Source organism: Scandinavium sp. UTDF21-P1B (genome assembly GCF_040750395.1).
Lineage (GTDB): Bacteria > Pseudomonadota > Gammaproteobacteria > Enterobacterales > Enterobacteriaceae > Scandinavium.
In genome coordinates, this window is sequence record NZ_JBFLVD010000015.1 from 197,210 (window position 1) to 217,533 (window position 20,324).

At 58.1% G+C, this 20,324-nt stretch carries 17 protein-coding genes; 6 read left to right on the forward strand and 11 right to left on the reverse strand.

Annotated features, from left to right (window positions below; all coding sequences use genetic code 11):
- Positions 1–69: 69 nt before the first annotated feature.
- The 3 genes from AB1287_RS13160 to AB1287_RS13170 form a co-directional block, all read right to left on the reverse strand.
- On the reverse strand, positions 70–486 hold the full coding sequence (locus AB1287_RS13160) for a GFA family protein (RefSeq protein ID WP_435618049.1): 417 nt from the start codon (positions 484–486) through the stop codon (positions 70–72).
- A gap of 160 nt (positions 487–646) precedes the next feature.
- The gene (aldA, locus tag AB1287_RS13165; RefSeq protein ID WP_435618050.1) at positions 647–2,086 is read right to left on the reverse strand and encodes an aldehyde dehydrogenase; all 1,440 of its coding nucleotides are present in this window, start codon (positions 2,084–2,086) and stop codon (positions 647–649) included.
- Positions 2,087–2,293: 207 nt separating this feature from the next.
- Entirely contained in the window at positions 2,294–3,091 is a 798-nt protein-coding gene (locus tag AB1287_RS13170; RefSeq protein ID WP_435618051.1) for a YdcF family protein, read from the reverse strand.
- 243 nt (positions 3,092–3,334) lie between these two features.
- Here AB1287_RS13170 and AB1287_RS13175 point away from each other — a divergent pair, with 243 nt between their 5' ends.
- From AB1287_RS13175 to AB1287_RS13190, 4 genes are read left to right on the forward strand one after another with little or no spacing between them, the layout of a single operon-like run.
- On the forward strand, positions 3,335–4,987 hold the full coding sequence (locus AB1287_RS13175) for an MFS transporter (protein ID WP_436799836.1): 1,653 nt from the start codon (positions 3,335–3,337) through the stop codon (positions 4,985–4,987).
- A 25-nt stretch (positions 4,988–5,012) separates the two neighbouring features.
- Positions 5,013–6,095 (forward strand): HlyD family secretion protein, encoded by a 1,083-nt coding sequence (locus AB1287_RS13180; RefSeq protein WP_435618052.1) that lies wholly within the window; start codon positions 5,013–5,015, stop codon positions 6,093–6,095.
- Positions 6,092–7,468 (forward strand): efflux transporter outer membrane subunit, encoded by a 1,377-nt coding sequence (locus AB1287_RS13185; RefSeq protein WP_435618053.1) that lies wholly within the window; start codon positions 6,092–6,094, stop codon positions 7,466–7,468. The genes AB1287_RS13180 and AB1287_RS13185 overlap by 4 nt, the downstream gene beginning before the upstream one ends.
- A 54-nt stretch (positions 7,469–7,522) precedes the next feature.
- A complete protein-coding gene (locus AB1287_RS13190) occupies positions 7,523–8,149 on the forward strand; it encodes an O-methyltransferase (protein ID WP_435618054.1) in 627 nt (208 codons plus the stop codon).
- Positions 8,150–8,231: 82 nt separating this feature from the next.
- Here the strand turns inward: AB1287_RS13190 and hrpA are convergent, their stop codons facing one another.
- Positions 8,232–12,134 carry an ATP-dependent RNA helicase HrpA gene (gene hrpA / locus AB1287_RS13195; RefSeq protein WP_435618055.1) on the reverse strand — a complete coding sequence of 1,301 codons (3,903 nt, stop codon included), beginning with the start codon at positions 12,132–12,134 and terminating at the stop codon, positions 8,232–8,234.
- 200 nt (positions 12,135–12,334) lie between these two features.
- Here hrpA and azoR point away from each other — a divergent pair, with 200 nt between their 5' ends.
- Together azoR and AB1287_RS13205 are read left to right on the forward strand one after the other, a co-directional pair.
- Positions 12,335–12,940, forward strand: coding sequence for an FMN-dependent NADH-azoreductase (azoR, locus tag AB1287_RS13200; RefSeq protein ID WP_312628047.1), 606 nt, complete (start codon positions 12,335–12,337; stop codon positions 12,938–12,940).
- A gap of 290 nt (positions 12,941–13,230) precedes the next feature.
- Entirely contained in the window at positions 13,231–13,383 is a 153-nt protein-coding gene (locus AB1287_RS13205) for a Hok/Gef family protein (protein ID WP_435618056.1), read from the forward strand.
- A 94-nt stretch (positions 13,384–13,477) separates the two neighbouring features.
- On the opposite strand, the gene paaY is transcribed toward AB1287_RS13205, so the two are convergent.
- The 7 genes from paaY to paaG form a co-directional block, all read right to left on the reverse strand.
- On the reverse strand, positions 13,478–14,074 hold the full coding sequence (gene paaY / locus AB1287_RS13210; RefSeq protein WP_312626760.1) for a phenylacetic acid degradation protein PaaY: 597 nt from the start codon (positions 14,072–14,074) through the stop codon (positions 13,478–13,480).
- Positions 14,075–14,085: 11 nt separating this feature from the next.
- Positions 14,086–15,021, reverse strand: a complete 936-nt coding sequence (gene paaX / locus AB1287_RS13215; protein ID WP_312626759.1) for a phenylacetic acid degradation operon negative regulatory protein PaaX — start codon at positions 15,019–15,021, stop codon at positions 14,086–14,088.
- Between the two features lie 123 nt (positions 15,022–15,144).
- Positions 15,145–16,458 carry a phenylacetate--CoA ligase PaaK gene (gene paaK / locus AB1287_RS13220; RefSeq protein WP_435618057.1) on the reverse strand — a complete coding sequence of 438 codons (1,314 nt, stop codon included), beginning with the start codon at positions 16,456–16,458 and terminating at the stop codon, positions 15,145–15,147.
- Between the two features lie 28 nt (positions 16,459–16,486).
- Positions 16,487–17,692, reverse strand: coding sequence for a 3-oxoadipyl-CoA thiolase (gene pcaF / locus AB1287_RS13225; RefSeq protein ID WP_435618058.1), 1,206 nt, complete (start codon positions 17,690–17,692; stop codon positions 16,487–16,489).
- Positions 17,692–18,117 (reverse strand): hydroxyphenylacetyl-CoA thioesterase PaaI, encoded by a 426-nt coding sequence (paaI, locus tag AB1287_RS13230; RefSeq protein ID WP_435618059.1) that lies wholly within the window; start codon positions 18,115–18,117, stop codon positions 17,692–17,694. Before paaI ends, pcaF begins: the two co-directional genes overlap by 1 nt.
- Complete coding sequence (locus AB1287_RS13235; protein ID WP_435618060.1) at positions 18,107–19,531, reverse strand: 3-hydroxyacyl-CoA dehydrogenase; 1,425 nt, start codon at positions 19,529–19,531, stop codon at positions 18,107–18,109. Before AB1287_RS13235 ends, paaI begins: the two co-directional genes overlap by 11 nt.
- 2 nt (positions 19,532–19,533) lie before the next feature.
- Positions 19,534–20,322: a 2-(1,2-epoxy-1,2-dihydrophenyl)acetyl-CoA isomerase PaaG gene (gene paaG / locus AB1287_RS13240; RefSeq protein WP_312626754.1), complete on the reverse strand. Its 789-nt coding sequence runs from the start codon at positions 20,320–20,322 to the stop codon at positions 19,534–19,536.
- Positions 20,323–20,324 lie beyond the last annotated feature (2 nt).

Here is a 20,324-nt window from a genome sequence, read left to right on the forward strand (position 1 = left end):
TGTCCGTGACAGAATGTCAGAAAGCCAGGCCTGATAGCGACTTTCAGATAAAGGCCACAACGCCCGCTCTCATACGGGTTTTGTTGGCGTATAGCGTAAGATCCCGGCCACCCCGCCACCGCCATCAGAAGGATGATGAACCCCATCGGCTACGGTTACTTCGCTGAAATCAAACGGCGACACATTCTCAATGCAGGCAACGTTCACCCCATACTGGTCAGGGTTGGATCGACGCTGATGGAAGGTATAAATCCCGCAGACCGAACAAAAATAGTGGGCGGCAGTGCGGGTATTGAAGCGGTATTCGGCCAGCTTTTCTTTGCCGTGGGTAATGTGGATCCCGGAGAGAGGCGCGGAGACCACTACCGCCCCGCGCATCCGACAGAAAGAGCAATTGCAGCGGCGGATCGTGTTAAATCCGTCCGCCAGCTCAACCGTAAACTTCACCACGCCACAGTGGCATTGGGCATTCACTTTTTCAGTCATGGGCGTACCTCGTCATGGAGAGAGTCGCCCTAAGTTGTAGCACAGCGTAGCCCTTTTTGTCGGGTGGCGGCGATGCCTTACCCGACCTGCCCAGAAAATGACATTTATGCCAGTCTCACAGGTCGGGTAAGCGTCAGCGCCACCCGGCACTCCTCAAAACTTACGACTGCAAATAAACCACCTGCGTCTGCAAATACTCCTCCAGCCCGTGGCGACCATCGGCGCCGCCGATGCCGGATTTGCGCCAGCCCGCATGAAAGCCCTGCATCGCCTCAAAGTTCTCGCGGTTGATATAGGTTTCACCGAACTTCAGCCCTTTGATGGCCTTCATCGCTTTGTTCAAATCCTGGGTGTAGACGGAAGAGGTGAGGCCATATTCGCTGTCGTTCGCCATCTTCAGGGCCTCTTCAAGCGTATCGAACGCCACCACCGGCAGCACCGGGCCGAACGTTTCCTCATGCATGATGCTCATCTCCTGGCGCACGTTCAGCAGCAGCGTTGGCGGGTAGAAATAGCCTTTGCCCTCCGGCGTTTTGCCGCCAATGGCGACTCTGGCGCCCTGCTCAACCGCTTTCGCCACTTTCTGCTCTACGCGCTCAAGCGCAGCGGCGTTGATAAGCGGGCCCATCGCAATATCGGTACGCTGCGCCGGGTCACCGAACTGTACCGCTTTCATCGCCTCACCCAGACGATTGACGAAGCGATCGTAAATGCCCTTCTGGACATAGACACGCTCGGCGCAGTTGCATACCTGCCCGGTGTTGATCACGCGGGAATCCACAATGGCCTTCACCGCCAGCTCAAGATCGGCATCGTCGAGCACGATCGCCGGGGCTTTTCCGCCCAGTTCCAGGCACACTTTGGTGATATTTTTTGCCGCCGCCGCCATGATTTTTTCGCCCGCGCCGACGCTGCCCGTCATGCTGACCATCGCGACTTTCGGGTTCCCCGCCAGCGCCTGCCCAACCGTTTCACCGCGGCCCAGCACCAGGTTGAATACACCTTTTGGCAGACCAATCTCATGCACAATTTGCGCAAAGGCGATGGCATTGTTCGGCGTAAATTCGCTTGGCTTAATGACGATGGTGTTACCGGTAATCAGCGCCGGAGCAAGCTTGCGGGCAATCAGGAAGAACGGGAAGTTCCACGGCAGAATGCCGGTGGTGACGCCCAGCGCCCGCTTGAAGACAAAAATATTCTCCCCCGGACGGTCGCTTTGCAAAATTTCGCCTTCGTAGCGGCGCGCCCATTCGGACATGTAGTCGAGATAGTTGGCAGTAAAAGCCACTTCCACTTCTGCCAGCTGCTGAATTTTACCGCCTTCCGCGACGATAAGGGCGCTGATTTCGTCCGCTCGATCGCGAATACCTTGCGCAATTTTCCTCAGCCAGCCCGCACGCTGAATAGCCGGAAGCGCTTCCCACGCGGGTTGCGCACGTTCAGCCGCCTCAATGGCCTGCTGCGCTTCTTTGGCGGAGCCATCCGGAATACGGGAGATCAGCGCTTCGGTTGAGGGATTAACCACGTCAATCCAGGCGTCGCCTTGCCAGGTCACAAACTGGCCGTCGATATACATAGGGTGTTGAACGGGTGCTGTCATGCGCTGCTCCTGTAAATGCATCGTTTTTAACAAGTGAATTTATTGTTAAATATCCAAATGCAGCGGCGAGGGTCCAACGCTATGATCCTGAATCTGTGAGATATCTCATAAAAGTGGCGGGCTGAACGCGATTCAGCAGCAACATCGCGTTAACAAGAAGTGCCCGTTTGAGCACGGCGGCTCGCAAACGGGCATACGCATAAGACGTTACAGAAGAGAACGGCTGGCTAACGCTTCACGCAGCAGCGCATCGTCGCGCAGGTGCTGCCAGGCGCTCAGCACGCTTTCAGGCAGGTCAACATGTGCGATAAAGCCTTTTCCGCGCGGGCCGTAGCCGTTTTCATCGTCCTGAATACGCGGCAGTTCGCCAAGGATCAGCGACAAATAACGCTCGACGGGCCAGACGTTCTCCGCTTCATCGGTAAAGGTCAGGCCTGTTTCGCCGTTACGCAGCACGGGCAAATAGCCCGGATAGCTGTGCCACTGTGGCGCGCTGGCATCGTCCTGCCAGACATGGGAAAACGTCGCCATAGTGCGACGCTGCATGGTCGGATCCTGCACAACAATAGCGTGGCGACTCCCGATTCCGCATGACTGCATAACGTCGCGCGTAAAACGGGCATTTTCGCCACAGTTAGTCGAACGATCTTCTACAACAATACGCTCACGGGGAATATTCCAGAACCGATGTGCGATATCGGCAAGAATGGCCGCTTCTGCCCGCCCTGTGGTACGCAGCGTGTTGTAGCGCGGATGACGGGCAACAGCAGCATACAGGAACGTGGTTGAGTGACCGATGCCGCCGCTGATAAGCAGGGTCCGGTTCTCTGCGGCCAGGCGACACGCGGCGTCAATCGTCGGGATAACCGCATTGCCTGCGAGCACCACAAGATCTGCCTCAGCGTTTACTGGCGGCGCAGAATAATCGTTTTGCGCCAGCCATTCACCCACGCAGTTAGCGGCCTGCAGAGTTGCATCAGTCAGGTGTGGAAAGGTGGTCAGCATAGTACTCCCTTCTTTCGTATGTCAGCGTTCAGGGTAACGTCCTGGACGGATGATGACAGCAGAGGGCTCCGAAAGCGAGCCTGTTGCTTTGTCTCTGCGCGGTGATTGGCTCTTTTTATTCAGGGTGTTTTTGTGACAGTATTAACCGATTCACTTGAGTAATGTTTTGTAACAGGACTACAATCATTAGCACACTAACGATTAACGGTTTGAATGTATTTTCCGCAAGGTCTGAGGGATAAGATGCGCCTGCCGAAACGCGACCCGTACGCGCCACACGACTGGGCACCCCATGAGAAGCCCGCCCTGCTCGGTTCCCCTTCCACGCCGGAACACCCCATACCCAAACGTATCGCGTACGGGATTGTCGGTCTGTTGGTTTGCCTGACCGGTGCGTTGGGCAACGCCGTTGTGACGGCTAACCTGCAAAATTTGCAAGGTACGTTTGCCGCCTGGTCAACGGAAATCGCCTGGCTTCCTGCGGTTTACGTGATGACCAACGTCTCCATCAACCTGCTGCTGGTGAAGTTTCGCCAGCAGTTCGGGCTGCGCGCCTTTACCGAAGGGTTTCTGGTGCTGTACGTGCTGGTCACCTTCTTCCACCTTTTCGTCAACGATTTGAGCAGCGCCCTGATGGTGCGCGCGGCACACGGCATGGTCGCCGCGGCGCTCAGTTCGCTGGGGATTTACTACCAGATTCAGGCCTGGCCTGCGCGTCACCGCCTTAAGGGGCTGATCATCGGCATCACCGGTTCATCGCTGGCGATCCCCCTTGCCCGCCTGTTTTCTACCGAACTGTTGCAGCTCGACGAGTGGCGCGGCCTCTATTTCTTTGAGCTGGGGCTGGCGCTGATTTGTCTTGCCTGCGTTATCGCCCTGAAGCTGCCGCCGAGCGATCGCAAAAAAGTGTTCGAAAAGAAAGATTTTGTGACGTTTTTCCTGCTCGCTCCCGGCATGGCGTTGCTGTGCGCGGTGCTCTCTCTGGGGCGTCTTGACTGGTGGTTTGAGGCGCCGTGGATTGGCTGGTCGCTCGCCCTCGCCACGGTGCTTATCATCAGCGCCATCGTCTTTGAACATAACCGCAGTAACCCGCTGCTCAATACCCGCTGGCTCTCCAGCGGGAGTATTCTGCGCCTGGGGCTGATTATGCTGCTGATCCGCATTGTGTTGGCGGAACAGAACACCGGCGTTATCGGCTGGCTGCAGTATGTCGGGCTGCAAAACGAGCAGATGATCCCGCTGGCGTGGTCGATTTTTGCCGGAATCGCCTGTGGGATTGTCGCCAGCTGTCTGACCCTCAAGCCGCAGCGGCTGGCGTTGCCGATTGTTATTTCGCTGGCGCTGATGATCGTTGCCTCGCTGATGGACAGCCAGTCCAGCAGCCTGACTCGCCCCGCACAGCTGATGGTCAGTCAGTTTCTGTTGGGCTTCGCCAGCGCGTTCTTCCTCGCCCCTTCCATGCTTGCCGGGATCGGCGGCGTAATTGCCGACCCGCGCAATCTGGTCAGCTTTTCCGTGCTGTTTGGCATGAGCCAGAACATCGGCGGCCTGCTGGGGTCGGCGATCCTCGGCACCTTCCAGACCTGGCGGGAGAAATATCACTCAGCGCTGATAGCAGAACAGCTGACAACGTTGAACCCGCTGGTGACCGAGCGCATCCAGCAATATACGCAGCTTTTTCAGAGCCAGATTGGCGACAGCGCCCTGCTCGGTACTCAGGCGCTGACGCAGCTCCAGACCGTCAGCACGCTGGAGGCCAACATTCTGGCCTACAACGATACTTACCTGCTGACCGCCTGCATTGCGGGCATGACGTTAATCTGGATTGCCTGGCGTCTGTTGCGCCTGCGCATCACCGCGCATCTGGCGCTGAAAAAAGCTACGGGAAACAAATAAATATGTCCGCTATACGGGAGTTGTTATGAGTCAGCAGGATGCCGCCAGCGAGCAGGCCCACACGCGCAACAATCTGCGCATCGTTTCTGTGTTTACCGCCGCGGCCATTGGGCTGGTCGGCGTTCTGGTCATTCTTTACGCCTGGCAGCTGCCGCCGTTCACTCGCCACAGCCAGTTTACCGATAACGCCTACGTGCGTGGCATGACCACCTTTATCAGCCCGCAGGTCAATGGCTACATCACCGACGTGAAGGTGAAAGATTTTGACCAGGTACGGGCTGGCGATGTGCTTATCCAGATTGATGACCGCATTTACCGCCAGCGGGTGCATCAGGCGCAGGCCCAGCTTGCCATGAAAAAAGCCGCGCTGAACAACAACCTGCAGCAGCGAAAAAGCGCCGAAGCGGCCATTGCCCGCAACGCCGCCGCGCTCGAAAACGCCAGAGCGCAAAACCTGAAGTCGCAGGCAGACCTGAAGCGCGTGAAGGAGCTGACCGCTGACGGTTCACTCTCTATACGCGAACGTGATGCAGCACTTGCCAGCGCCGCGCAAGGCAACGCCAATATCGCCCAGGCGAACGCCACGCTTGAGATGTCCCGACAGGATCTACAGTCAACCATCGTCAACCGTGCCTCGCTGGAAGCGGATGTGACCAATGCTGAAGCCTCACTGGAGCTGGCGCAGATCGATCTGCAAAATACCCGCATCATCGCGCCGCGTGACGGCCAACTGGGGCAAATCAGCGTGCGTCTTGGCGCCTACGTCACCGCCGGAACGCATCTCACCACGCTTGTGCCACCGCAGCACTGGGTGATAGCCAACATCAAAGAGACACAGCTTGCAGAGCTGAAGGTTGGCCAGACTGCGACATTCACCGTTGATGCGCTCAATAACGAAAAATTCCACGGCAAGGTCCAGAGCATCTCCCCGGCGACCGGCGTCGAGTTCAGTGCCATTTCTCCGGATAACGCCACCGGCAACTTCGTGAAAATCGCCCAGCGTATTCCGGTGCGCATTACGGTTGATGAGGGGCAGAAAAACGCCGAACGCCTGCGGCCGGGCATGTCGGTGCAGGTGACGATTGATACCCGTGAGGCGCAGAAATGAGGCGCTTATCCTCTCTTGCCGCCGCGCTGCTGCTGGCGGGATGTCACTCCGTTGATGTTCAGAAAGCCGACTCGCACCTGCAAATTCCGGGCGCATGGCGGCAGAGCGTGGGTCCGGCAAGCCCGGCGGAGAGCGTGTGGTGGCGTAATTTTCACGACAGCCAGCTGAATCAGTACGTTGAGCAGGCGTTGCGCTATAACAGCGACGTGCTGATTGCCCGGGAACGCGTGAATGAATATCAGGCTCGCGCTTATGCAACGGAAGGCGCACTGTTCCCTTCCGTCGATGCCGGGCTGAGCGGCACCCGGGCGCGGGCTCAGTCAGCAGCAACGGGCTTACCCATCCACAGCACGCTTTATAAAGGCAGCCTGACCGCAACCTATGATGTGGACCTGTGGGGAGCGAATCGCGCCGCATCACGAGCAGCTGAAGCCTCGCTTGACGCGCAAAAAGCAGCGGCTTCCGCTGCCGAGCTGACCGTTGCCTCAAGCGTAGCGGCGGGTTACGTCACCCTGCTGTCGCTCGACGAACAGCTTAGGGTCACTGAGGACACACTGAAATCTCGCGAAGAAGCTTACCGCCTTGCGAAACGGCAGTACGAAACGGGATATACCTCCCGACTGGAGCTGATGCAGGCCGACTCTGAACTACGCGGGACGCGCGCCCAGGTGCCACAGGTGCAGCACCAGATAGCGCAGCAGGAAAACGCGCTGAGCGCACTGCTCGGCCAGAATCCGGCAAGGGTGGAACGCCAGACGTTTGCCACGCTCACGCCGCTGGCTGCCCCGTCACAACTGCCGTCCACGCTGCTGAACCGCCGCCCGGATATCGTGCAGGCCGAACGGACGCTGCTGGCCGCTGACGAAACGCTCGCCTCATCAAAGGCACAGCTGTTGCCTTCCCTCAGCCTGACCGCCAGCGGTAGCTATCAGGACGATGCGCTGTCGGGGTTACTCGATAATCCGCTGCGCCTTTGGAGCGTCGGCGGCAGCATTCTCGCCCCGCTGTTGAACCGACAGGCGCTGAATGCACAGGTGGACGTGTCGATGTCCCAGCGCAATCAGGCACTTTACAGCTATGAAAAAACGGTGCGGAGCGCCTTCAGCGAAGTCAACGACAGCCTCGACGCCATCACCCGCTACGGCGAACAGCTGGAAGCCCTGCAAGAGCAGCAACAGGTGGCGGAAGAGACGCTGCGCATCGCGCAAAACCGCTACCGCAACGGCTATTCGTCCTACCTGGACGTGCTCGACGCTCAGCGTACGCTGTTTTCCACGCAGCTGAGCGTAGTGCAGGTGAAAAACAACCTGCTGCTGGCACAAATCGATCTTTACCGGTCGCTGGGAGGCGGCTGGTCTTCTCTGTCAGGGTGACGCTCACTGTGAGGCTCAGAGATGCAAAAATCGTGATCTGCTGTCGATAACTATTTGATCAACGCGCTCCTGCCTGCCGATCCTGTCCTGGAAAGCGTGCTTGAGAATAACCACAAGGCTGGCCTGCCCGCTATTGACGTGGCAGCCAATCAGGGACAGCTGCTGGCGCTGTTTGTAAGGATGACAGGCGCCAGAAGCATTCTGGAAATTGGCACCCTCGGCGGATACAGCACAATCTGGATGGCCAGAGAGCTTCCCGAGAATGGCAGGCTAACGACGCTTGAATTCAGCCCGCATCACGCCGCCGTCGCCCGCCAGAATCTGCAAAGCGCAGGCGTGGCGCACAAGGTGGAGGTGATTGAAGGGCCGGCGCTGGAATCACTGGCGGCGCTGGATCCGGCAACCACGTTTGATCTGATCTTTATCGACGCCGATAAGCCCAATAACCCACATTATCTGGAATGGGCGCTGCGTTTTTCACGGTCGGGGACGCTGATCGTCGGCGATAACGTGGTGCGCGAAGGCGAAGTCACCCATCCTGCAAGCTCTGATAAAAGCGTTCAGGGCGTGCGGAAATTCATCGAGATGATGGGCAATAATCCGCGCCTGACCTGCACGGCGCTGCAAACCGTGGGCGTAAAAGGCTGGGATGGGTTTACGCTGGCAATTGTGGAACGATAATCAGCCGGGTGGCGGCTACGCCTTACCCGGCCTACATTTTCTTCCGTAGGCCCGGTAAGCGCAGCACCACCGGGCATGGTTTTTAACCAGAAATCTGCTCCATCGCCTGCAAAATACGCTTGTCGGAAATCGGATACGGCGTGCCGAGCTGCTGCGCAAAATAGCTGACGCGCAGCTCCTCGATCATCCAGCGAATCTCCTTCACATCGTCGTCTTCCCGACGCCCCGGCGGTAGCTTGTTCAGCCACTGCTGCCACGCCTGCTGTACGCTTTCCACTTTCAGCATATTTGCGCGATCGCGGTGGGGATCGACAGCCAGTTTTTCCAGTCGTTTCTCAATTGCGTTGAGATAACGTAGCGTATCACCCAGCCGCTTAAAACCGTTACCGGTGACAAACCCACGGTACACCAGCCCCGCCATCTGCGCTTTCACGTCTGAAAGGCCAAGCGCCATGGTCATGTCCACGCGCCCTTTCAACCGCTTGTTGATGTTGAAGACGGCGGTCAGGATCTGCTCCACCTGTTTAGCAATCTCAACCACGGTATCGTTCAGCTCTGCGCGCACTTTCTCGTGCAGCTTCGCGAAGTTCTCTTCCGTCCACACCGGACCGCCCGCCTCGTCAATCAGCTTGTCCACGCCGCAGGAGATGCAGTCATCAATCAAATCCAGCACTTTGCCGTACGGGTTAAAATAGAGACCGAGCTTGGCCTTGTTTGGCAACTTTTCGTGCAGATACTTAATCGGCGAAGGAATGTTCAGCAGCAACAGGCGGCGTAAACCACGCCACATCGCCTGCTGCTGCTCCAGCGGATTATCAAACAGCTTAATGGCAACGCTGTCGCGTTCATCCACCAGCGCAGGCCAGGCCTTCACTTTGTAGTTACCGCGCTTCTGCTCATAGCTTTCGGCAAGCGTACCGAAGCTCCACAGGTGCAAACCACTCTGCTCGATACCGTCGTCCGCTACGGCGGAAAGCGTCTCCTGCACTTTACCTTTAAGCGCGTCTTTCAACGCCGTCAGGTCTCGCCCTTCCTGAAGCTTCTTGTTTTTGTCATCGACGACGCGGAAGGTCATTTTAAGGTGATCGGGCACCTGATCCCAGTGCCAGTCCTCACGGTCGATAGTGACACCGCTCATGCGGCGCAGCTCCCGCTCCATGGCATCCAGCAGCGGCAGTTCCAGCGGCGTAACGCGGCCCAGTAATGCTTCGGCGTAGTTCGGTGCTGGCACAAAGTTGCGGCGCACGGGTTTCGGCAGCGATTTAATAAGCGCAATCAGCAGTTCGCGTCGCAGACCCGGAATCTGCCATTCAAAACCGGCTTCCTCCACCTGATTCAGCAGCGGCAGCGGAATATGCACCGTGACGCCATCGGCATCGGCGCCCGGCTCGAACTGATAGCTCAGGCGCAGCTTCAGGTTGCCCTGATGCCAGAAATTCGGGTAGTCGAGCTTGCTGACGCTCTCCGCCCCCTCTTTGATCAGCATGCTCTTTTCAAAGCTGAGCAGATCCGGCGTTTCACGGCTGGCCTTCCTCCACCAGCTGTCGAAATGGCGGGCGGAAATCACTTCATGGCTGATGCGCTGATCGTAAAACTCAAACAACGAATCGTCGTCCACCAGGATGTCGCGGCGGCGGGATTTGTGCTCCAGCTCTTCGATTTCGGTGCGCAGTCTGTTGTTGTCGCGGAAGAACGCGTGACGCGTCTGCCAGTCACCTTCCACCAGCGCATGGCGGATAAACAGCTCACGGCACAGCGCCGGATCAATCTGGCTGTAGTTCACCTTACGTGCCGCCACGACAGGCAGACCGTAGACGGTCACTTTCTCCGTCGCCATCACCGCCCCCTGTGAGCGTTCCCAGTGCGGTTCGCTGTATGAGCGCTTAATCAGGTGCTGCGCCACCGGCTCGACCCATTCCGGATCGATGCGTGCGGCAATGCGCCCCCAAAGGCGGCTGGTTTCCACCAGTTCAGCCACCATCGTCCACTTAGGCGGCTTTTTGAATAAGCCGGAGCCCGGGAAAATGGAGAATCGGGCGTTACGCGCGCCGGTAAATTCCTGCTTATCGGTATCTTTCATGCCGATATGGGAAAGCAGCCCCGTCAAAAGAGCGATATGAATTTCGCGGTATTCGGCCGGTTCGCTGTTCACCGGGATACCCAGCTCTTTCACCACCTGGCGAAGCTGAGTGTAGATATCCTGCCACTCGCGCACGCGCAGGTAGTTGAGGTAATCCGTGCGGCACAGACGTCGGAACTGGTTCGACGACAGCGCTTTTTGCTGCTCGCCGAGGTAGTTCCACAGGTTCACAAACGCCAGGAAATCCGACTCTTTGTCGTGGAAGCGGCGATGTTTTTCATCAGAGGCCTGCTGCTTGTCCATCGGACGCTCGCGCGGATCCTGAATCGACAGCGCGGAGGTGATAATCATCGCCTCACGCACACAGCCGTGTTTCTGTGCTTCCAGCACCATGCGTGCCAGGCGCGGATCGACCGGCAGTTGAGCAAGCTGGCGACCCATGGTCGTCAATTTATAAACGGTTTGCTGTTCGTCAGTGGTAATAGCGCCCAGCTCTTCCAGCAGACGCACGCCGTCCTGGATATTGCGCTTATCCGGCGCTTCCACGAACGGGAATGCGCCAATATCGCCGAGCCCCAGCGAAGTCATCTGCAAAATAACCGACGCCAGGTTAGTGCGCAGAATTTCCGGATCGGTAAATTCCGGACGCGACAGGAAATCATCTTCCGAATAGAGTCGAATACAGATCCCTTCGGAGACGCGCCCGCAGCGCCCTTTACGCTGGTTAGCGGAGGCCTGAGAAACTGGCTCAATCGGCAACCGCTGTACCTTGGTGCGATAGCTGTAGCGGCTGATGCGTGCGGTACCCGGGTCGATCACGTATTTAATACCCGGCACGGTGAGCGAGGTTTCGGCAACGTTGGTTGCCAGCACGATCCGCCTTCCGCTGTGTGACTGGAACACGCGGTTCTGCTCGCTGTTCGACAGGCGCGCGTAAAGCGGCAGAATCTCGGTATGGCGCAGATCGCGCTTGCTCAGCGCATCAGCGGTATCACGAATCTCTCGCTCGCCGCTCATAAAGATCAGGATATCGCCCGGACTTTCCTGCCCCAGCTCATCCACCGCATCGAAAATGGCCTGCAGCTGATCGCGTTCCGTGTCATCCGCCTCTTCAACTATCGGACGGTAGCGCACTTCCACCGGGAAAGTACGCCCGGAAACCTCAATTATCGGTGCGTTATTGAAATGTTTTGAGAAACGCTCCGGGTCGATGGTTGCCGAGGTAATAATAATCTTCAGATCCGGACGTTTTGGCAGCAGTTCGCGCAGGTAGCCGAGCAGGAAATCAATGTTCAGGCTACGCTCGTGAGCTTCATCGATGATGATGGTGTCGTACCGCATCAGCAGGCGATCCTGCTGGATTTCCGCCAGCAGGATCCCGTCTGTCATCAGCTTAACCATCGTGTTATCGCTGACGTGGTCGCTGAAGCGGACCTTATAGCCAATGCAGCCGCCCGGCTCGGTTTGTAGCTCTTCAGCAATACGGTTAGCAACGGTTCGCGCCGCCAGTCGACGCGGCTGGGTGTGACCAATCAGCCCCTTCAGCCCGCGGCCCAGCTCCATACAGATTTTCGGCAGCTGGGTGGTTTTCCCCGAACCGGTTTCCCCCGCCACAATCACCACCTGGTTATCGCGAATGGCGTTGAAAATATCCTGCTTTTTCTGGCTGACCGGCAGGTTTTCCGGATAGGTAATCAAAGGGCGCGCCGCTTCGCGCAGCAGGACTTTCCCTGCGGCCTGGGCGATCTCCTGCGCCATCTCCTGCAAAATGGCCTGCTGTGATTCAGGATTTTTAACCTTCTTCACGCCATGCAGACGGCGGGCGAAGCGCGTTTTGTCGCGTAGCATCAGGCCGTCGAGTCGTTCATGCAGCTGAGAAAAAGTCAGTTTATGTTGTTCTGTCATAGTCTTATCGGGCAGCGCACTGCCGGGAAAGTGTCTCTGTTTTGATTGTGTCAGATTACCATATCGGGGCTTCGCTTTCCTTCATCAATAAATTTGAACGAAGGCTTCGATATATTGCGCTATCCCTGCGACAGGATTGTGAATAGAGTGTCAACAAGCAACAGGGCACGGGCCCGTCAATCTCATAAAAGGAAACACCCATGAGCAAAGTATTAGTTCTCAAATCCAGTATTCTGGCAGGGTACTCTCAGTCTGGTCAGCTGACCGACTATTTTGTTGATCAGTGGGCTGAAAAACACCCGGCCGATCAGATTACCGTTCGTGACCTGGCTGCACAGCCAATCCCGGTACTGGATGGTGAACTGGTTGGCGCACTGCGTCCGAGCGATGCACCACTGACGCCACGTCAGCAGGAAGCGCTGGCGCTCTCCGATGAGCTGATTGCCGAACTGCAGGCGCATGACGTGATCGTTATTGCCGCACCGATGTACAACTTCAACATCCCGACTCAGCTGAAAAACTATTTCGATCTGGTGGCTCGCGCTGGCGTGACCTTCCGCTATACCGAAAACGGTCCGGAAGGTCTGGTAAAAGGCAAACGTGCGGTAGTAGTTTCCAGCCGTGGCGGTATCCACAAAGACACCCCAACCGACCTGCTGGCACCGTACATGAAGCTGTTCCTGGGCTTCATCGGCATCACCGACGTGAACTTCGTGTTTGCTGAAGGTATCGCTTACGGGCCAGAAGTCGCCACCAAAGCGCAGACCGATGCCAAAACCGCTATCGACAGCCTGGTTGCAGCATAAGATCTCCAGCCTCTCACCGCCCGGTGGGAGGTTTTTTTATCCGCAAAATCCTTCCCTTACGATTCTTTCCGAGCCTGCTCGTAAAATCAGCAGACTTATCTTCCCGGTGATTTAGCACAGCGTAGAATGGCGGCGGGTGCTTGAGGCTTTCTGGTCTCAGGCATGAGGCAGGCAGTGCGTGCAGGAGTCAGAAAGTAAAAGCCCCAGGCAATATGTCTATCAACCTGGGGCTACCACTCCAAACCTGAACAGTTGGATGGTAGTCCTTCATCAGAAAGGAGGCAACAGCTATGCTGACAAAGTACGCCCTGATAACGGTGATTGTGCTGTGTATCACCGTTCTGGGGTTCACGCTGATGGTCCGCGAAACGTTATGTGAGCTGACCGTCAAAGAGCGTGGTATGGAAATCAGAGCGGTTCTCGCCTACGAATCGAGGAAGTGACTGACAAACGCGGGGAGCTATCCCCGCGTCTGACGACAGGTTTGGTGCCAAAAGCACCCTCTTTAGCCCTCTTCAGACGAAGAGGGCTAATTTCTTACTGAGAGGATTTCGGCCGCAGGTTTTCATCGAACGTCAGCCGCGTGCGCCCTTCCTCCACCTCCCGCAGGGGTTCAACCTGATGCATTGTTAATTTACAGCGTTCCACCAGCACCTGATACTCACGCGTACCGCGCTTTTTCCATTCCATTTCTTCGGCGCTGAGGCGGCGAATCGCTTTCGCCGGGCTGCCGATAATCAGGTGATCGGCGGGCATTTCTGCTTTAGCTTTCACAAAAGCCGCCGCGCCAACAATGCTGTTTTCACCAATCACCGCACCGTCCATGACCACCGCGTTCATGCCCACCAAAGCATTACGGCGGATCACGCAGCCATGCAGAATCGCGCTATGGCCGATATGGCCATCTTCTTCCACAACGGTATCCTGCTCAGGAAAGCCGTGCATGACGCAGTTATCCTGAATATTGGCACCATCTTTCACCACAATACGGCCAAAATCACCGCGCAGGCTGGCATTGGGCCCCACGTAGACACCTTTGCCGAGGATCACGTCGCCAATCAGCACCGCCGTCGGGTGCACGTAGCTCTCTTCCGGCACTACCGGCGTTAAGCCATCAATCTGATAAACCGGCATGGTTAAACTCCTTATTTAAGATTCAGGCCGCCAAAGCGCTGATAAAACAGCGAAGCTGGCTGCGGCAGCGCTCCGACGGAGGTTTCCCCCTTCTCGCTAACCCACGCCAGCGCACCTGCGGCGACGCTCTGATAAATATTGATACACAGTTGACGAGCGGCCTGTCCTGCCCAGTGCGCGGGCAATAGCTCTTCCGGCAGTAACGGATCTTTCAGGATCACCCGTCGATAAAGGTGGATCGCCAACAGCTGAATGGCGAAACAGCGCGCGGGCGTCAGCTCATCCGGCGCAGCGTCCCGCAATAGCGGCAGCAACGGTCTGAAAGTATTGATGAAATTTTCATACATCTGATTCTGCTCGGTCAGCTGCCAGCACTCTTCCACGCGGGCGCGCAGCGCACTGACCGAAGTCGCTAACGGCGACTGCGCCTCAAAGCAGATGACGTTCTCCGCCACGCCCGCCTCGTGCAGCAGAGCCTGAACGTCCGCCAGCTTCTGTGAGGGAGACGCCATCAGGCTCGGCGCCAACGTGCCGAAGCCCTGCCAGATCAGCTGTTTTTTCACGTCTGCCAGCGTGCTTTTATCGAGGCCTTCAGACAGTAAAAGCAGCCAGGTGCCGTCCCAGGGTGGCGGTTCGGCGCGGTAAATTTTGCTCTCCGCACGGCGCGTCAGACGTAGCCCTTTGTCGCTCAGACGGTAAAAGCTGCGCCGTCCGATACGGGATACATCCAGCCAGCCCTCTTTATTGAGTCGAAACAGCGAGGTACGCACGAAGCGATCGCCAAAGCCGAGCCCTTCCAGCAGAGCCGTCAGGCTGCCAAGCCAGATTTCGCCGCCACGATGGGACAAAGCATCGCCATAAAGTGAGGAGATCAGAGATGTGCCGCTCACCGGAACGGCGGCTACCGCGTGCTGAATAAAGGCGTCGAGCTTACTCATTTGATTCATTCTGTTGTTGTTTTCATCCTGGATGAATCATAGCACAGGCTTTCCGGGTGGCGCTGCGCTTAGCCGGCCTACGAGATGTTCCAGGCCGGGCAAACAACGTGCCGCCCGGCAAATAATGCAGATTTACCCGTTCGCCGCCACTTTACGCAGGTCAAATACGCGGCAAGCCTTGCCTTCAGAACGTGGAATGCTGCCACAGTTGACGATCGTCACGTCGGTGGAAATACCCACCATCGACTTAATGCGGTGGCGCAGTTGATGACATACCTGGCAGCGCTGCTCGTGGGTCAGCGTCAGGCTGCTCTCTTTCAGCTCCACCTTAACGGAGAGCGAATCAAGATGCCCGCGACGGTTCACCTCCAGCTGGTAGTGCGGCGACAGATGCTCAAACTTGACGATCTCCTCTTCCAGCTGCGACGGGAAGACGTTCACGCCGCGGATGATCAGCATGTCATCGCTGCGCCCGCTGATACGATCCATGCGGCGCATGGTGCGGGCTGTGCCCGGCAGCAGGCGCGTCAGATCGCGGGTACGATAGCGAATCACCGGCAGCGCTTCTTTGGTCAGCGTGGTGAACAGTAGTTCGCCCTGCTCGCCGTCGGCCAGCGGTGAGCCGTCGTTCGGGTTGACGATTTCCGGGTAGAAATGATCTTCCCAGATGGTCGGGCCGTCGGCGGTTTCGAGGCACTCCATCGCCACGCCCGGGCCCATGACTTCGGAGAGGCCATAGATATCCAGCGCGGTAATGCCGAGGCGGCGCTCAATCTCTTTGCGCATCGCCAGTGTCCACGGCTCTGCACCGAACACGCCGACGCGCAGCGAACATAAGCTGGCGTCGCCGCCCATCTGGCGCTCCATCTCTTCAATCAGGTTCAGGCAGTAGGAGGGCGTCACCATGATCATGTCGGGTTTGAAGTCGCGGATCAGCTGCGCCTGCTTCTCGGTCTGGCCGCCGGACATCGGGATCACCGTTGCACCCAGACGTTCTGCACCGTAGTGCGCGCCCAGCCCTCCCGTAAACAAACCATAGCCGTACGCCACGTGAATTTTGTCTTTCGCACTACCGCCAGCCGCACGCAGGGAACGTGCCACGATGTTTGCCCAGGTATCGATATCGTTTTGGGTATAGCCTACAACCGTGGGTTTACCGGTGGTACCGGAAGAGGCATGAATGCGCACCACCTGCTCCATTGGCACGGCGAAAGTGTCGAACGGATAATTATCGCGCAGATCCTGCTTAGTGGTGCACGGGAACTTCTGGATATCGCTCAGCTCTTTAAAATCGTCAGGGTGTACACCCGCCTCATCAAACTTGCGGCGGTACATGGGCACATTGCTATAAGCATGATTCAGCGTCCACTTCAGGCGTTCGGTCTGCAGGGCCTGCAGTTCATCAACGGACGCGGTTTCGATTGGGTCTAATTTTGTTGTTGTCATTTTGTAGGGTACTCGCAGGTTAATCAGCTCACACGCGCTCCAGGATCATGGCAATGCCCTGACCCACACCGATACACATCGTGCAGAGGGCGTAACGCCCGCCGCGACGGTGCAGTTCATTGCTGGCGGCCAGCGCCAGCCGGGCACCGCTCATCCCCAACGGATGGCCTAAGGCGATGGCGCCACCGTTCGGGTTAACATGCGGGGCATCGTCCGGCAGCCCCAGTTGCCGCAGTACGCCGAGCGCCTGAGCGGCAAACGCCTCATTCAGCTCGATGACGTCCATGTCGGTAATGCTCAGGCCCGCACGCTCCAGCACTTTGCGGGTGGCAGGCACCGGGCCGAGGCCCATCAGGCGCGGTTCAACCCCCGCTGTCGCCATTGCCACAATGCGGGCACGCGGCGTTAAGCCTTGCTGTTTCGCCATTTCAGCACTGGCAATGATCAGCGCGGCGGCACCGTCGTTGACGCCGGAAGCATTACCCGCAGTGATCACGCCGTTCGCGCGGAATGGGGCTTTCAGCGAAGCAAGCTGCTCAAGCGTGGTTTCCGCACGAGGATGTTCATCCTGCGTCACTTCGGTAACCGCGCCCTTCTTGCCCTTCACGCTGACGGGCACGATTTCCTGCGCCAGAATCCCCTTTTGCTGGGCTGCCGCCGTGCGCTGCTGGCTACGAAGCGCGAAGGCATCCTGATCGGCGCGGCTTATTTTTAACAATTCGGCTACATTCTCTGCCGTTTCCGGCATGCTGTCAGTACCAAATTGCTGCTGCATGAGCGGATTCACAAAACGCCAGCCGATGGTGGTGTCGAACATCTCCGCCTGACGCTGGAACGGCGCGGTGGCCTTGCCCATCACAAACGGTGCACGGGACATGGATTCTACTCCACCCGCAATCAGCAGATCGGCATCGCCAGAGCGAATGGCGCGGGCCGCAAAACCGATTGCGTCAAGACCAGAACCGCACAGGCGGTTGATGGTGGTGCCGGACACCGTCTGCGGCAGACCAGCCAGCAGCGACGCCATGCGTGCCACGTTACGGTTGTCTTCCCCGGCCTGGTTGGCGCAGCCGAAAATCACATCATCGATAAGCTCCGCGTCGAGCTGCGGATTTCGCTCCAGCAGCGCGCGCAGCGACACGGCACCTAAATCATCGGCGCGCACGCCTGAAAGACCGCCACCATAGCGCCCCACCGGGGTTCGAACACCGTCACAGATAAATGCGTCACGCATCAGGCCTCTCCTGTTATACCGCCGCCGATGCGGTGAGATTTTCCGCGAAACAGGGCGACAGTCTTTTGTTGTTGGTTAACGATCTCAATGTCATACACGCCGGTCAGCTTGCCCTGATGCTTCACCCTCGCGGTGGCGGTGAGCTTGTCCCCGGCAAACCCCGGACGCAGAAAGTCGATATTGCAGGCCGAGGCCACCGCCGCCAGCCCCTGGCTGTTGCAGGCGTAGGCAAACGCCGTATCCGCCAGTGAAAACAGCTGCCCGCCGTGGCAGGTCTGGTGGCCGTTAAGCATTTGCGGCGTGACGATCATCGTCAGCACCGCAAACCCTTCATCCATCTCAATGATGTCGATGCCCAGCGCCTGCGCGCAGGAATCTTTCTCGTACATCACCCGGGCGTTGTGCCAGGCGTCGTTATGACTCATAGCTACTCTCCAGAAGCGCGCGCTGGCGCAGCAGGGAACAAGGGCGATAGCGCTCTTCGCCGTAGTGGCGTTGCAGGTTTTCGAGCAGCTCAAGCACACGCTGCCAGCCAAGCAGTTCGCCCCATTGCAGCGGCCCGCGCGGGTAGTTCACGCCCAGACGCATAGCGATGTTGATATCCGCTTCGCTGGCGACACCTTTTTGCAGGGCATCCAGCGCCTCGTTGACCAGCATCGCCACGGTGCGCCACACCAGCAGGCCGGGGTAGTCGGCAATCAACAGCACTTTTTTGCCCTGCTGCTGGAGCCAGTAAATCGCTTTCTCTGTCTCTTCAAGGCGGTTGCTGGCGGCAGCGGCAATCACCGCCACGTCACTTTCGCTGCGATCCATCACTACGACAGGGCGATGCAACCGCGTCGCGGCGGCCTGAGCGGTTTCGCCGCGGGTTTCCAGCAGGAGCACGTCATCAAGCGTGACAACGTCACGATCCTTTTGCGCATTTACCGCCTGACGATGCGCGGGCACCGTCGGGTAATACGCCACTTCAGCGGCGCCCTGGGGCCAGGTATACATGCCCTGCCCGGATTTCTTGCCGAAGCGCCCCGCCAGCACCAGCTCCTGCTGGACCAGCGACGGCAGGAAACGTCGCTCCTGCCAGAAGGCGTTAAACACCGAACAGGTCACCGCAAAGTTAACGTCCTGGCCGATCAAATCGGTCAACGCCAGCGGGCCCATCGGGAAGCCACCCGCTTCACGCAGCGCGGTATCAATCGCCTCCGGCGCTGCCACCTGTTCTTCCAGGGCACGCCAGGCTTCGGCGTAGTAAGGCCGCGCCACACGGTTGACGATAAACCCAGGCGTGGACTGACAATGTACTGGTTGTTTACCCCATGCCAGTACGCACTGGCTCAGTTGCGTGACCACTTCTTCTGAGGTCGCTACGCCGCTCACCACTTCCACTAACTTCATGACCGGGGCCGGGTTGAAAAAATGCAGCCCCGCCACGCGCTCCGGATGCTTCACGCCTGATGCAATGGCGGTGATGGAAATGGAAGAGGTGTTGCTGGTCAGCAGCGTTTGCGGCGGGCAAATTTCGCCGAGCTGGCCGAATAAGGCTTTTTTGATGTCGAGGTTTTCCGCCGCGGCTTCAATCACTAAATCCGCAACGGCAAGCGCGGCGATATCGGTCACTGGCGCAATCCGCGACAGGCCGCGTTCGCAGGCATCTTTGCTCAGTTTGCCCTTTGCCACACGGGCTTCGAGACGACTGCGCAGCGCGGCAATCGCGCGGGTCATGGCTTCGGCAGAGATGTCATGCAGCAGCACCTGCTGGCCCGCCATGGCCGCCACTTCGGCAATGCCTGCGCCCATGGTGCCGCTGCCAATCACCGCCACGGTTCTGATGTTCTGGCTCATGATCATTTCCCGCTGAACTGTGGCTGACGTTTATTCATAAAGGCGCTGACGCCTTCACGGTAATCGGCACTGCGCCCGGCCATGCGCTGGTAGTCGCGCTCGAGATCGAGCTGCGCTTCCAGCGAGTTGGTTTCGGCAGCGTTAATCGCCTGCTTGATCAGACCCAGGCCGTAGGTTGGCTGCGTCGCCAGATGGCGCGCCAGCTGCCCGGCGGTATCGCTCAACTGTGCGTCTTCCACCACCTGCCAGATCATGCCCCATTGCTGAGCCTGTTCGGCGCTCAGTTTATCGCCCAGCAGCGCCAGCGCCATTGCACGAGCACGCCCCGCCACGCGTGGCAGCAGCCACGTACCGCCGCAGTCAGGAATGAGACCGAGCTTGCTGAAGGCCATCACGAAATTCGCTGAGCGCGCAGCAATCACGATATCGCAGCCGAGCGCTAACGTGGCCCCCGCGCCCGCCGCCACGCCGTTTACCGCACAAATGATGGGTTTAGGTAGCTTTGCCAGGCGCTTTACCAGCGGGTTGTAGAAAGTTTCCACGGAGTAACCCAGATCCGGAGCCGGGCCGTTCGGGTCGACGTTGCGATCGTTCAGATCCTGCCCGGCGCAAAAGCCGCGCCCGGCGCCGGTAATCAGCAAACAGCGGATGGAGTCGTCGCGTTCGGCCTGGGTCAGGCACTCTGCAAGCTGCTTGTGCATAACGTCGTTAAAGCTGTTCAGCCTGTCCGGACGGTTGAGGGTCAGGGTCATCACACCGTGCTCAACGTGGCTGAGAATAAAAGCATCCATGA